Genomic DNA, 14,467 nt, shown 5'->3' on the forward strand with positions numbered 1-14,467 from the left:
ATGTCCCTTACTTCTTCGCTTTGTCGGTGTCGCTGATGAAACGCATGCCGGCGGCCTTGATTGCGAAGCCGTTCGGATAGCGCAAATCCGCGTACTCGATGTCATTTCCCCACCGCCCCGTCACCGACGTCCACGCAGCTACAAATCGTTTGCTGCGATCGAACAACGTGTCCTGATTGCGCTCGCGCCCCAGTTCGATCTGCGTACCGTTTGAAAGCTTCAATGTCCACGCGTATCGCGGCGACAAGATGACTTCTTCCGGATGCGCGTCGAGCGGCGCAAACCACTTCGTGAAATCGTGATACCGCGCGACCACTTCTTTCGCCGATCCATCCGGCCCTTCGAACGCAGGCAAGTCGTCGTCGAGTTCGCCCTGGTTCGCCGTGAACAGATCACCGTCCACGCTCACCAGTTGATCCGTGCCCCACGTGCCGAGCGGCTTGAATTCTTCCAGCGTCACCGCCAGCGCATTCGGCCATACACGACGTACGCTCGCGTGACGCACCCACGGCATTTGTTCGAACGCGGCGCGCGCTGCGTCCAGATCAACGGTGAAGAAGTTGCCCTTCAAATGCCCCACCACGCTTGCGCGTACGGTCGGCGAATTGATGTGCAGCGTGTCGCCATCGATCTGGATTTCGCGCAGGCGAAACTCCGGCCGCTGGATCGCCCAGTAACCGGCGGCCCCGAGCAGCACGAACACGAGCAATACGTGCAGTGCGTTGGCCGTGAGGTTCATCTGGCGAGCGTTATTCCACATGTTCTATACGTTCCAAACCCGGTCTCAATCCTGCAATGTCAGCGACAACACCTTCACCACCAGTTCCATGTAGCTGATCCCGACTGCCCGCGCCGCTTTCGGCGGCAGCGAGTGATCGGTCATGCCCGGCGCCGTGTTCACTTCCAGGAAATACGGATTGCCGTCGCCGTCCATCATGAAATCGGCACGGCCCCAGTCCGTGCAGCCGAGCACATCGAACGCGCGGCGCGAAAGCTGTTTCATGCGCGCTTCGTCGGCGGGCGTCAGGCCGCAGGGAATCGGGTACTGCGTGTCGTCCGCGATGTACTTCGCGTTGTAGTCGTAGAACTCACCGGCCGGCACGATCTTGATGATCGGCAAGTCCAGGTCGCCCGCGATACAACACGTGTATTCGCCACCGCCTTCAATGCTTTTCTCGACGAGCACGATCTTGTCGAACTTCGCCGCTTCGATCAGCGCCGGCACTAGCGTTTCCGCGCTCTTCACCTTGATCACGGCAACGCTCGAACCTTCGCTCGCCGGCTTCACGAACAGCGGCAAGCCGAGCTTCGCAATGCTCCTCTGCGCTGCATCTTCGTAGTCATCGCCGCGCAGCACGACTTCGAACGGCGGCGTGGGCACGCCCGTTTGTTGCCACACGAGCTTGGTGCGGAATTTATCGAGACCTAGCGCCGAACCCAGCACGCCGCTGCCCGTGTACTTGATGCCGTAGAAATCGAGCGCGCCCTGCAACTGGCCGTTCTCGCCATAGCCGCCATGCAACGCGATAAACACGCGCGCAAAGCCTTCCGACTTCAAGTCGGCGAGCGGCCGCTCAGCGGGGTCGAACGGGTGTGCGTCGATACCTGCATCGCGCAGTCCCTGCAGCACGAGACGCCCCGAATTCAGCGATACCTCGCGCTCGGCCGTTTCCCCGCCAAGCAGCACGGCGACTTTGCCGAACACCTTCGGGTCGATTGCGGATGTGCTCACGTTACTTGTCATTTCAAAACCTTCGAATCCTGAACTTGCGCTGTCAGCCGGCCACATACGCCGCCAATAGAACCCGCGCCCATCGTTATCACTACGTCGCCGTTGCGTGCCAGCGTGGCGATCGCGTCAGGCATCTCATCCACTGTTTCCACGAATACCGGTTCCACTTTTCCCGCCACGCGAATTGCACGAGCGAGCGCGCGGCCATCGGCGGCGACGATTGGCGCTTCGCCTGCTGCATACACTTCGGTGAGCACGAGGGCATCGACGGTCGACAACACGCGCACGAAATCCTCGAAGCAATCGCGCGTGCGCGTGAACCGGTGCGGCTGGAATGCGAGCACGAGACGCCGGTCAGGAAACGCGCCGCGCGCGGCTGCAACCGTCGCGGCCATCTCGACCGGGTGATGACCGTAGTCATCGATCAGCGTGTATGCGCCGCCTTCCGCCGACTTCACGTTCACTTCGCCGTAACGCTGGAAGCGGCGGCCCACGCCTGTAAATTCCTGCAATGCCCTCTGGATATCGGCATCGGCGACTTCAAGTTCAGTCGCAATTGCAATGGCGGCCAACGCGTTCTGCACGTTGTGCGTGCCCGGCAGGTTCAACACGATGTCGAGCGGCTTCGCGTCTTCGCGCAGCGTCGTGAAATGCATCTTGCCGTCGCGCGCCTCCACGTTCACCGCGCGCACTTGCGCTTCGGCACCGAGGCCGTAGCGGATGATCGGCTTCGAGACGAACGGCAGGATTTCACGCACGTTCGGATCATCCACGCACAGCACGGCAATCCCATAGAACGGCAGCCGGTGCGTGAACTCGATGAACGCCTGCTTGAGCCGCGCGAAGTCGTGGCCGTACGTGTCCATGTGATCGGCATCGATGTTCGTGATGACTTCGATCACCGGGAAAAGATTGAGGAACGACGCGTCCGATTCATCGGCTTCAGCCACGATGAAATCGCCCGTCCCCAGTCGCGCATTCGCACCGGCGCTGATCAGGCGGCCGCCGATCACGAACGTGGGATCGAGGCCGCCCGCTGCCAGCACGCTTGCAACCAGCGAGGTGGTCGTGGTCTTGCCGTGCGTGCCGGCAATCGCGATGCCCTGCTTGAGCCGCATCAGCTCCGCGAGCATCACGGCGCGCGGCACGATCGGAATCCGGCGATGACGTGCGGCCAGCACTTCGGGGTTATCGGAGCGAACAGCGGTCGAGACGACCACGGCGTTCGCGCCATCGATATTCTCTTCACGATGCCCGATCGCCACGCGCGCACCCAGCGTGGTCAAACGGTCGGTCACGCCATTGCTCGCCAGGTCCGAGCCGCTGACCTGGTAACCGAGGTTGAGCAGCACCTCGGCAATGCCGCTCATCCCCGCGCCGCCGATGCCGACGAAGTGAATGTGTTTGACGATATGTTTCATGGCTGGATTTCCTTCGGCGCTTGTATCAGCGCGCTCAAGCCGGCTACATCGGCGCAGACCCGGCCGACACGTTCAGTTGCGTCGGGCTTCGCCAGGGCGCGCGCTTTCACCGCCATCTGGCTGAGCGTCTCGCGGGTCTGATCGCGCAACCAGCCGGCAAGCTTTTCCGCCGACAAATCGCGCTGTTGTATCAAGTGAGCCGCACCCTCGTTGGCGAGGAACGCGGCATTGGTTGTCTGGTGGTCGTCGACGGCAAAGGGAAACGGCACGAACAACGCCGCCACGCCCACGGCCGCGATTTCGGAAACGGTCATCGCGCCCGAGCGGCAGATCACGAGATCGGCCGCAGCGTACGCGCTTGCCATATCGTCGATGAACGGTACGAGCTGCACGTCTTCATCCGATGTCAGGCCTGCTGCCGCGTAGTTCGCCTTCAATGCTTCGATATGCTTCGCGCCCGCCTGATGCACGACATGCGGACGCGCTGCCGGATCGAGCAACGCAAGCGCTTTCGGTACGGTTTCATTCAAAGCGGCTGCACCCAGACTGCCCCCGACGACCAGAACGTTGAGACGCGCGTCAGGCTTCACATTCCGCGCGGCGTAGCGTTCTTTGGGTGACAGAGTCTCAGCAAGTTCCGCACGAATTGGATTTCCGGTCCATTCGGCATTCGGCAGCGCGTTCGGGAACGCGACAAGAACCCGCTTGGCGATGTGCGCGAGCACCTTGTTCGCCAGTCCCGCGATGGAATTCTGTTCGTGCAGCACGAGCGGCGTGCCGCTCAGCTTCGACATCAAACCAGCCGGGAACGTGATGTATCCGCCCATGCCGAGCACGACATCAGGCTTCACCGAACGTAGCGCGCGCAGGCTTTGCGAACACGCGCGCAGCAGGTTCACCGGCAACATCAGCTTCGTCTTGAGACCCTTGCCGCGCACACCGCCAAAGCGCACATATTCCATCGCGATGCCGTGCTTCGGCACGAGCGTCGCTTCCATGCCCGCCGCATTGCCGAGCCACACCACACGCCAGCCGCGCGCCTGCATCCAGTGAGCGACCGCGAGCCCCGGGAACACATGTCCCCCGGTGCCGCCGGCCATCACCATCAGCGTGCCTGTGCGTTGTGATGCAGGTCTTGTCATACCTTGCCCCCACGCATCAGGACGCGGTTTTCGTAGTCCACGCGCATCAGCACGGCAAGTGCGACACAGTTCAGCAAGATGCCCGAACCGCCGTAACTCACGAGCGGTAACGTCAGACCTTTGGTCGGCAGAAGCCCGAGATTCACGCCCATGTTGATGAACGTCTGCGCACCGAACCACAAGCCGATGCCCTTCGCCATCAGACCGGCAAACGTGCGGTCGAGCGCGAGCGCCTGGCGGCCGATCTCGAATGCGCGACGCACGATCCAGTAGAACAACAGGATCACGACGATCACGCCGACGAATCCGAGCTCCTCGCCGATTACCGCCAGGATGAAGTCGGTATGCGCTTCAGGAAGATAGTTGAGCTTCTCGACGCTGCCGCCAAGCCCTACGCCGAACCATTCGCCACGGCCGAATGCGATCAGCGAGTGCGTCAACTGATAGGCCTTGCCTTGGGCATAGCGGTCATCCCACGGATCGAGGTAAGCGAAGATCCGCTCACGGCGCCATGGCGATGCCCAGACCAGCAGCGCAAACGTGCCGACCGCCGTAGCGACCAGTCCGCCGAACAGCTTGGCGTTCACGCCGCCGAGGAACAGCACGCCCATCGCGATACACGCGATCACCATGAACGCGCCCATGTCCGGTTCGAGCAGCAGCAACGCGCCGACGAAGCCGACGGCGACTGCCATCGGCAAGAAGCCGCGGCCGATGCTGTGCATGAACTCTTGCTTGCGCACGGTGTAGTTCGCCGCGTAGATGGTCACGGCGAGCTTCATGATTTCCGATGGCTGCATGTTCGTGATGCCAAGCGGAATCCAGCGGCGCGCGCCGTTCACGCCCTTGCCGATGTGCGGAATCAGCACGATCACCAGCAAGAACAGCGAAATCAGGAAGAACTTTCCGGCGTATTTGTCCCACGTCGAGACCGGAATCTTGAACGCGATGATCGACGCGACCACGGCGGTCGCTATCGATATGAGATGGCGCACCAGGAAGAAGTAGTCGCGGTACTGCGCGTACTTCGGCGAATCCGGCATGGCGATGGACGCCGAATACACCATGACAATGCCAAGCCCCAGCAACGCGATGGTCACCCACAGCAGCGAGTAATCGTAGTCGAGCATGCGCGAACGGGCCGGCTTCACGCCATTGACCGCGCTCGAGATGCCGCTCGCGCGTTCGGCCACGCGTGCACCGAGACCACCGAGCGAGCCCACGCCTGCCACGCGCGATGAACGCCCGCCAAGCGAGGCGCTGTCGTTCGCGACGGCGTTGCGTTGTCCTGTCAGCTTCGAGCCAAAACGTTCGGACCAGCTCATAGCATTACCCCCCGGTCTGCAGCAATATCAGCCACCGCTTGCCGGAAAACATCCGCGCGATGTGCATAGTTCTTGAACATGTCGAAGCTTGCGCACGCCGGCGACAACAACACGGCGTCACCGGGCTGGGCCAGTTGCGCCGCCGCTTGCGTCGCGGCTTCGAGCGTTTCGTGGTCGTGCAATGGCACGGCCGTGTTTGCCAGCGCTTCACGAAGACGCGGTGCATCGCGGCCGATCAGCATCACTGCGCGGCACCAGCGTTCCACCGGCGCTTCGAGCGGCGAAAAGTCCTGGCCTTTGCCGTCGCCACCGGCAATCAGCACGGACTTCTGCGCGAGACCATCCAGTGCAGCGACGGTTGCGCCGACGTTCGTGCCTTTGCTGTCATCGACGAAATCGATGCCGTCGATCTGCCCGATCACTTCCACGCGATGCGGCTCGCCCTTGTATTCACGCAAGCCATGCAGCAATGAAGCCAAGGGCAAATCCACCGCACGCGCGAGCGCCAGGGCAGCCAGCGCATTCGCCGCGTTGTGCAGGCCGCGAACACGCAACGCATCCACCGGCATCAGGCGCTTCGAATACACGTTCGGCTCGGCCGCGACATCGCTTTTACGGCGACGCGCGGGCGCGGGTTCATCGCTGAGATCACGGTCGTGACCTTGCGCAAGCCACGCAATGCCGTTCTCGCGCAGCAACCCGAAGTCGCCGAGACGCGCAGGTTCGTCAAGCCCGAACGTCACGACCTTCGCTGCATTTCCCGAAGCAAGCTTCATGGTCCGCGCGTCGTCACGATTCAGCACGCGCACGGTCTTCTCACCGAAGATGCGGCCTTTCGCGGCGGCGTACGCATCGAGCCCGCCGTGCCAGTCCAGATGGTCTTGCGTGATATTCAGCACGGCAGCAGCGTCCGGCGCGAACGAGTGTGCCGTCTCAAGCTGAAAACTCGACAGCTCCAGCACCCAGACATCGGGCAGCGCGGTGTTGTCGATTGCTTCGCTGAGCTTGTCCAGCATGGCCGGGCTGATGTTTCCCGCCACCGCCACGGTCTTGCCGGCACGCTCGCACAACAACCCGGTCATGGCGGTCGTCGTGGTCTTGCCGTTGGTGCCCGTAATGGCAATCACCTTCGGCGTGTAGCCGTTCGCGCCAAGCGACTTCAACGCTTGCGCGAACAATTCCAGCTCGCCCCACACAGGGACGCCGCGTTCCCGCGCGGCGTCGAGGAGCGGCCTCAAATCATCAGCCAGAGGCGACAGTCCCGGGCTGATTGCAACAATCTCGATCCCGCCATCGAGCAGCGCCGGCGTGAATTCACCGCCGACGAAATCTGCATCGATGCCGTGCACTGCGAGTTCCGACAGATTCGGCGGCGTGGCGCGGGTATCGGCCACGCGCAGACGGCACCCGTGACGCGCGCACCAGCGCGTCATCGCGAGGCCGGATTCACCGAGCCCCAGCACAAGCACCATCGGACTCTGCCGATCGAAAAACTTCTCGCCAAACATCGCTTTACCTTTTCCTGGCCAACGAGATCAACGCAGCTTCAGCGTCGACAAACCAAACAGACACAACATCAGCGTGATGATCCAGAAGCGCACGACCACCTGCGTTTCCTTCCATCCCGACAACTCGAAATGGTGATGCAGCGGCGCCATCTTGAAGATGCGCCGCCCTTCGCCGAAGCGTTTTTTGGTGTACTTGAAGTAGGTCACCTGCATCATCACGGAAACCGTTTCCGCGACGAACACGCCGCCCATGATGAACAGCACGACTTCCTGCCGCACGATCACGGCAATGGTGCCAAGCGCGCCGCCAAGCGCGAGCGCGCCGACATCGCCCATGAAGACCTGCGCGGGGTGCGTGTTGTACCAGAGAAACGCGAGTCCGGCGCCGCCCATCGCGGAACAGAAGATCAGCAATTCGCCGGCACCCGGAATGTGGGGGAACAACAAGTATTTCGAGTACACCGAGCTGCCCATCACATAGGCAAACGCGCCGAGCGATGCACCGACCAGCACCACCGGCATGATCACGAGACCGTCGAGGCCATCGGTGAGATTCACAGCGTTGCTCGAACCGACGATCACGAGATACGTCATCGCGATAAAGCCCCACGTGCCCAGCGGATAGCTGATCGATTTGAGGAACGGCAGCATCAGGTCGGCGCGCGCAGGCAAGCCCATCGACAAACCGCTTCGCACCCACGCCATGAACAGGTCGAACACACGAGCGTTGTTCGCCTCGGACACGCTGAACGCGAGATACACGGCGGCAAACAAGCCAATCGCTGATTGCCAGAAATACTTTTCGCGCGACGACATGCCGCGCGGGTCCTTGTGCACGACTTTGCGGTAGTCATCGACCCAGCCGATCACGCCGTAACCGAACGTGACGAGCATCACGATCCAGACGAATCGATTGGCAAGATCGGCCCACAGCAACGTGGAAAACGCGATGCCCAGCAGGATCAGCACGCCACCCATGGTCGGCGTGCCGGACTTGACCAAATGCGATTGCGGACCGTTCGTGCGCACGGCCTGACCGACTTTCAACTGCGTCAATTTGCGGATCACCCACGGGCCGCAAACGAGACCGACGAACAACGCCGTGATCGTCGCGCCAACTGCGCGGAACGTGAGGTAGGTAAACACGCGCAGAAAACTGGCGTCATTCTGAAGCCATTGCGCGAGTGCGAGTAGCATGCTGGACCTTCTTCTTCAGTGCGCGGCAGGCGTAACGCCCGCTGCGGGTTGGTGTGGACTCGTCACGGCGTCCACCACGCGCTCCATCTGCATGAAGCGCGAGCCTTTCACGAGAAACGTGGCGCCGGGTCCGAAGCCCGCGCCGGTGAGTGCTGCAATGAGTGAGGAGATATCGGTGAAATGCTGTCCTGCCGGGCCGAAGGCTTTCGCGGCGTCGATGCTTGCATCGCCGAGTGCGAAGAGCGTGTCAATTCCCTGTTGCGCCGCATACGCACCCACTTCGCGATGAAAAGCCGGGCCCTGATCGCCGACTTCGCCCATGTCGCCCATTACGAGCACACGCGGCGAAGCTTGCGACGCCAGCACGTCGATGGCCGCGCGCATGGAATCGGGATTCGAGTTGTACGTATCGTCGATAACCGTTGCGCCTTCGATCGGCCTCACCGCCGCGCGCTTCACTTGCAGACGGCCCTTCACGGGCTCGAAGGCTTCGAGTCCGCGCTTGATGGCATCGAGTGACACGTTCGCGGCGAGCGCGGCTGCCGTTGCCGCCAGCGCGTTGCGTGCGTTGTGATCCCCAAGGACTTGCAATGCGACTTCGGTTGCGCCCTCCGGCGTCGTGATGTGCAACGCCGCGCCAACCAGCTTGCCGGTCACCGCTGCAGGGGGTTGCGAAGCGTCCGTATGCAACGCGAAATCAAGAATGGGGTTGCCCGTCGCGGCGACGCGCCAGATGCTCGCGTACTTGTCGTCGGCGGGAAACACGGCCGTTCCATTCGATGCCAGCGCATGAATCACCGACGCATGTTCCAGCGCGACCGCTTCGACCGTCGCCATGAATTCCTGGTGCTCGCGCTGCGCGTTGTTCACGACAGCGACCGTCGGCGCGGCGATCTTGCCGAGCGTTTCAGTTTCGCCCGGATGATTCATGCCGAGCTCGATCACGGCAAGCTTGTGCGATTCGTTCAGACGGAACAGCGTCAAAGGCAAGCCGATGTCGTTGTTGAAATTTCCCGCCGTCGCGAGCCGGGCGCTTTCACCAACAGCGGCAGCGAAGATCGACGAGATCATTTCCTTGACCGTAGTCTTGCCGTTGCTGCCGGTCACCGCAATCAGCGGAATCGCAAAGCGCTTGCGCCAGCCGTGCGCCAGCGCACCGAGCGCAATGCGCGTGTCCTTTACCTTGATGGCTGGCGTTGCAAAGTCATCAGGCAGACGCGAAGCGAGCACGGCGGTAGCGCCGCGTTGCGCGACTTGCGGCAGAAAATTGTGGGCATCGAAACGATCGCCCTTGATCGCGATAAACAGATCGCCCGGACCGGCCGTGCGGCTGTCTGTCGACACACGATCGAACGCAATGTTTCCGTCGCCTGAAACAGTAGCGCCGGGAATTTCCAGCGCTGCATCGCGCAAAGTAAATAACGTCATTCACCACCTCCGCGCGCTTGCGTGGCGCGAGCGGCGAGAGCCAGGCGCGCATGATCCTGATCGGAAAACGCGCGCTTCTTGCCCATGATTTCCTGCGTGGCTTCGTGGCCTTTTCCGGCCAGCACGACCACGTCCTCGCGAGCCGCCGTGCGGATCGCCTGAAGAATCGCGCTCGCGCGGTCTTCGATGCGACGCGCTTTGGCCGCATCCTGAAAGCCTGCCGCGATTTGACCGATGATCGCAAGCGGATCTTCGCTGCGCGGGTTATCGCTCGTGATCACCACATGATCCGAATTCTTCTCCGCGATGGCGCCCATCAGCGGACGCTTGGTTGCATCGCGATCGCCGCCGCAGCCGAACATGCAGATCAACTGACCGCCGCGCGTTTCTGCAATCGGCCGCAGCGCCAAGAGCGTTTTCTCCAGCGCATCCGGCGTATGCGCATAGTCGATCACGACGAGCGGCTCGTCGTTCTGCAACCGGCCGCCGAGACGCTGCATGCGGCCGTTCACCGGTTCGAGCTTCGCGATCTGAGCGAGCGCGGCGTCGAGCGGAACGTGCGCGGCCAGCAACGCGCCGAGCACGCCGAGCAGATTGCTCACGTTGAATTCGCCGAGCGTTGCAACTTCCACGTCGGCGGCGCCCCAGTCGGACTCCAGGTGAAACGCCGTGCCCGTTGCGGTTGCACGCACGGCGCTCGCGACCAGCGATGCATCAGCTTTTACATTCGTCACGTCCGACGCGCCCTCGATGCCTTCGATGCCATAAGCAATCGTTCGCGTGCGGCCGTGACAGGCAGCGATCAGGCGTTGACCGGCGGCATCGTCACGATTGATGACGGCAGCCTTCAACGCAGGCCACGCAAACAGCTTCGCCTTGGCACCTTCATACGCGGCGAATGTGCCGTGATAGTCGAGGTGATCCTGCGTGAGATTCGTGAAAATTGCGATGTCGAACTTCGTACCGTTCGCACGCCCCTGATGCAACGCATGCGACGACACTTCCATGGCGACGCCTTTCGCGCCTTCCGTCTTGAACTGCGCAAACGTGCGTTGCAATTGCGGCGCGTCGGGCGTCGTGAAACCTGAATGCACGAGCTTGCCCGGCATGCCGCTGCCAAGCGTGCCGATCACGGCGGTCGGCGTACCCAGCGCGGAGAGGGCCGTTGCAAGCCACTGGCTGCACGACGTCTTGCCGTTCGTTCCGGTCACACCCACGACCAGCATGGATTCGGTCGGCTCGCCATACCACGCCGATGCTATCGGCCCGGCCACTTCGTTCAACGCTTTCACGGCAAACGAACGCGACGCATCCGGCTTGCCCGGGAAGCTTTCCGGCTGATACAACACGGCGGCCGCGCCTTGCTTGAAAGCGGCATCGATATGCGGACGGCTGTCGGCACCGTCAACGGCGTAGGCAAAAAACACATCGCCCGGTTTGAGCGAACGCGAATCGGCATGCAGTTGCGCACCGGCATCGGCATGCGAGCGCAACCACGCCACCGCTTTCGCGATCTGCGCCTGTTGCTTGATCAAGTCGCTCATCGAACGACTCCCGGATGCGTTTTCGTATTCGCCGATACTTTCAGCTTCTTCGGCGGATTCGTGGTCGTCGCGTTCGGCTTCTTGATGTCGGTTGCCGGCGTGCCGGAAGCGGGATCGTCGGAGACGACCATCTGCTTCACGGCCATGTCAGGCGGAACGTTCAGCGAACGCAGGGTATCGCCGACGATTGCCGAGAACACCGGCCCCGAAACCTGACCGCCGAAGTGGCTGCCGGCCGTGGGTTCATCGACAGAAACCGCCACCACGATGCGCGGATTCGGCATCGGGCCCATGCCCACGAACGAGGCGCGGTACTTGGATTTGTCGTAGCCGCGGCCCGCGTGCTTGTACGCCGTACCCGACTTCCCGCCCACGCGATAACCCGGCACGGCTGCATCCGGCGACGTGCCGCCCTTCGCCGTCACGGTTTCGAGCATGGCGCGCACTTCACGCGCGGTGGTCGGTGCAAATACTTGGGGACCGGTCACAGCCGAGTCGCCGGGGGTGCGGAAGATGGAAACCGGCAACACTTGTCCGTCGTGCGCGATCGCCGTGTAAGCGCGCGCCAACTGGAACAGCGACGCCGACAAACCATAGCCATACGACATGGTCGCCTGTTCGATCCGGCGCCAGCTTTTCCACGGCCGCAAACGTCCGGACACCGCGCCAGGGAATCCCACCTTCGGCGCTTGTCCGAGCCCGATGCTCGTGTACATGTTCCACATCTCTTCGGGTTTCAACTGCATCGCAATCTTGGTCGCGCCGATGTTGCTCGACTTCTGGATCACGCCACCCACGGTCAGCGTGCCGAAGCCCGAGTCGTCAGTAATGCGCGCGCCGTCGAGCACGAACTGGCCGTTGCCCGTTTCGACAAGCGTATTCGGCGTCACACGATGCAGATCGAGCGCAAGCGACACGGTGAATGGCTTCATGATCGAGCCCGGCTCGAACGTGTCCGTCATGATCCGGTTGCGCAACTGCTCGCCGGTCATGCGCGAGCGGTCGTTCGGGTTATAGGTCGGGTAGTTGACGAGCGCGAGCACTTCGCCCGTCTTCACATCAATGACAATGGCTGCGCCCGCCTTCGCCTTGAACTTCTCGACGGCCGCTTTCAGGTTCGTATAAGCGATGTACTGGATCTTGCTGTCAATCGATAGATCCACGTCTTCGCCGTTGTGCGGCACGACTTGTTCGTCGACGTCCTCGACGATGTGCCCCATCCGGTCCTTGATCACGCGGCGCATGCCCGGCGTTCCGGCGAGCACGCCCTGATCGCCGAGTTCGACGCCTTCCTGACCCTTGTCTTCAATATTGGTGAAGCCGATCAGGTGCGCGGTGATCTCGCCTTCCGGATAGAACCGTTTGTATTCACCACGTGTGTAGATGCCCGGAATATCCAGCGCCGCGACTTTCTGCGCGACTTCCATGGGCACCTGGCGTTTCACGTAGACGAAGGTCTTGTCCATCGACAACTTGGAGCGCAGTTCTTTCGGCGACATCTCGAGCAGCGTGGAAAGCTGGCCGAGCTTGTCCGCGCCGAGGTCGTCGGGAACGGCTTCGGGGATCGCCCAGATCGCCTTTACCGGCAGGCTGGTCGCAAGCACGAGGCCGTTGCGGTCCTTGATCTGGCCACGCGTAGCAGGCAGTTCAAGCGTGCGCTGATAACGGCTCTCGCCTTGTTTCTTGAAGAACGCGTTGCCCGGACCCTGGATCCAGAACGCACGTCCTGCAAGCGCAACGAAGGCCATGAACAGGAGGAATACGACGAGCTTCGAGCGCCACATCGGGAGGCGCACGGAGAGAATGGGATTGGGCGTGAACGCGACGCCCTTGTTCTTCTTTGGCGTGGGTTTCATCGTTTCACCCCGCGTGCGGGAGGAGCCGACGCCGGCAAAGGCGCGGGCAACGGCGCGTCTGTTGCCTTCGACGTCGCCGGGTCATAGTTCAGATATTGCGTACGGCCCGTCGTGACGGGCTGCATTTTCAGGGACGTAATGGCCAACTGCTCGATACGCGAGGTTTTCGACAACGCGCTCTGCTGATATTGAAGCTGGGAAAAATCCTGCTGCAACTGACGCTCTTGCGACTGCGCCCGCTGCACATTGATAAAAATCTGCCGCTGCTTGTTCGACGAGCTCACCGCCGACAACGCGCAGCCAAGCACGACGATCAGCAGGAAGATATTCAGACGGTTCATGGCGCCGTCTGCTCTGTGATGCGCTCGGCGATCCGCATGACTGCGGAACGCGCGCGCGGGTTTGCCGCAACTTCGGCTTCGGAAGCGAATACACGGCCGAGCAGCTTGAGCGGCGGCGTGGGAATGTCGGCAGCGCGGATGGGCAGGCGGCGGTCGATCGCAGGCCCGCTTGCGTGGGCCTGCATGAAACGCTTGACGATCCGGTCCTCGAGCGAATGAAAGCTGATCACGACGAGGCGCCCCCCTTGCTCCAACAACGCCAATGCTGCGTCCAGAACTACTTGCAGCTCCGCAAGCTCTTGATTGATGTGAATCCGTATAGCCTGAAAGGTGCGGGTTGCCGGATCCTTGCCCTTCTCACGGGTTTTGACGACGTGACCCACGATTTGGGCAAGCTCGCCCGTGCTGACGAGAGGCCCAAGACGGTCGGACTCTGCCCGGCGAGCAACAAGCGCCTTTGCAATCTGAAAAGCAAACCGTTCTTCCCCATAATCTTTGATCACCTCCGTCAATTCCTGCACCGTTGCCCGCGCCAGCCAGTCCGCTGCGGATTCGCCGCGGCTCGGGTCCATCCGCATGTCGAGCGGGCCATCGGCCCTGAAACTGAAGCCGCGATCCGGATCGTCCACTTGCGGCGACGACACACCCAGATCCAGCAACACGCCCGACACTTTCTCAACTCCTCGCTCGGCAGCGGCATCGGCTAACGAGGCGAAACTCTCATGCACGATCGAAAACCGCGAATCCTGAATCTGCCCTGCTGTGGCAATGGCCAGCGGGTCTTTATCGAAAGCGATCAACCTGCCGGCTTCACTCAGCTTCGTCAGCGCGAGCCGGCTATGACCGCCGCGCCCGAACGTTCCATCTATATAAGTACCGTCACTGCGCGTTATCAGCGCATTGACCGCTTCATCCAGCAGCACCGTGCGATGCTGCAATTCGTTTTTCATCGCAGGGGCCATGTTCTTTAGCT

At 61.9% G+C, this 14,467-nt stretch carries 12 protein-coding genes; all 12 read right to left on the minus strand.

All coding sequences use genetic code 11. From position 1 onward, the window contains the following. Window positions 1-7 precede the first annotated feature (7 nt). Genes AX768_RS13180 through rsmH form a run of 12 tightly spaced genes read right to left on the minus strand, consistent with a single transcriptional unit; the run spans window position 8 to window position 14,444 of the window. A complete protein-coding gene (locus tag AX768_RS13180) occupies window positions 8-760 on the minus strand; it encodes a cell division protein FtsQ/DivIB (protein WP_062000329.1) in 753 nt (250 codons plus the stop codon). A gap of 24 nt (window positions 761-784) precedes the next feature. After that, window positions 785-1,732: a D-alanine--D-alanine ligase gene (locus AX768_RS13185; RefSeq protein ID WP_375507687.1), complete on the minus strand. Its 948-nt coding sequence runs from the start codon at window positions 1,730-1,732 to the stop codon at window positions 785-787. 8 nt (window positions 1,733-1,740) lie between these two features. Beyond that, entirely contained in the window at window positions 1,741-3,153 is a 1,413-nt protein-coding gene (gene murC / locus AX768_RS13190; RefSeq protein WP_062000331.1) for a UDP-N-acetylmuramate--L-alanine ligase, read from the minus strand. Next, window positions 3,150-4,295 (minus strand): undecaprenyldiphospho-muramoylpentapeptide beta-N-acetylglucosaminyltransferase, encoded by a 1,146-nt coding sequence (gene murG, locus AX768_RS13195; RefSeq protein ID WP_062000332.1) that lies wholly within the window; start codon window positions 4,293-4,295, stop codon window positions 3,150-3,152. Before murG ends, murC begins: the two co-directional genes overlap by 4 nt. After that, window positions 4,292-5,620, minus strand: coding sequence for a putative lipid II flippase FtsW (gene ftsW / locus AX768_RS13200; protein ID WP_062000333.1), 1,329 nt, complete (start codon window positions 5,618-5,620; stop codon window positions 4,292-4,294). Before ftsW ends, murG begins: the two co-directional genes overlap by 4 nt. Next, window positions 5,617-7,128 (minus strand): UDP-N-acetylmuramoyl-L-alanine--D-glutamate ligase, encoded by a 1,512-nt coding sequence (murD, locus tag AX768_RS13205; RefSeq protein WP_062000334.1) that lies wholly within the window; start codon window positions 7,126-7,128, stop codon window positions 5,617-5,619. Before murD ends, ftsW begins: the two co-directional genes overlap by 4 nt. A 27-nt stretch (window positions 7,129-7,155) precedes the next feature. Next, window positions 7,156-8,325 carry a phospho-N-acetylmuramoyl-pentapeptide-transferase gene (mraY, locus tag AX768_RS13210; protein ID WP_062000335.1) on the minus strand — a complete coding sequence of 390 codons (1,170 nt, stop codon included), beginning with the start codon at window positions 8,323-8,325 and terminating at the stop codon, window positions 7,156-7,158. Window positions 8,326-8,340: 15 nt separating this feature from the next. Next, complete coding sequence (locus AX768_RS13215) at window positions 8,341-9,753, minus strand: UDP-N-acetylmuramoyl-tripeptide--D-alanyl-D-alanine ligase (RefSeq protein ID WP_062000336.1); 1,413 nt, start codon at window positions 9,751-9,753, stop codon at window positions 8,341-8,343. Beyond that, on the minus strand, window positions 9,750-11,297 hold the full coding sequence (locus tag AX768_RS13220) for a UDP-N-acetylmuramoyl-L-alanyl-D-glutamate--2,6-diaminopimelate ligase (RefSeq protein WP_062000337.1): 1,548 nt from the start codon (window positions 11,295-11,297) through the stop codon (window positions 9,750-9,752). Before AX768_RS13220 ends, AX768_RS13215 begins: the two co-directional genes overlap by 4 nt. Then, on the minus strand, window positions 11,294-13,153 hold the full coding sequence (locus AX768_RS13225) for a peptidoglycan D,D-transpeptidase FtsI family protein (protein WP_062000338.1): 1,860 nt from the start codon (window positions 13,151-13,153) through the stop codon (window positions 11,294-11,296). Before AX768_RS13225 ends, AX768_RS13220 begins: the two co-directional genes overlap by 4 nt. Beyond that, a complete protein-coding gene (gene ftsL / locus AX768_RS13230; RefSeq protein WP_062000339.1) occupies window positions 13,150-13,494 on the minus strand; it encodes a cell division protein FtsL in 345 nt (114 codons plus the stop codon). Before ftsL ends, AX768_RS13225 begins: the two co-directional genes overlap by 4 nt. After that, the gene (gene rsmH / locus AX768_RS13235; protein ID WP_062000340.1) at window positions 13,491-14,444 is read right to left on the minus strand and encodes a 16S rRNA (cytosine(1402)-N(4))-methyltransferase RsmH; all 954 of its coding nucleotides are present in this window, start codon (window positions 14,442-14,444) and stop codon (window positions 13,491-13,493) included. The genes ftsL and rsmH overlap by 4 nt, the downstream gene beginning before the upstream one ends. Between the last annotated feature and the right edge of the window lie 23 nt (window positions 14,445-14,467).

This window comes from Burkholderia sp. PAMC 28687, assembly GCF_001577465.1.
Lineage (GTDB): Bacteria > Pseudomonadota > Gammaproteobacteria > Burkholderiales > Burkholderiaceae > Caballeronia.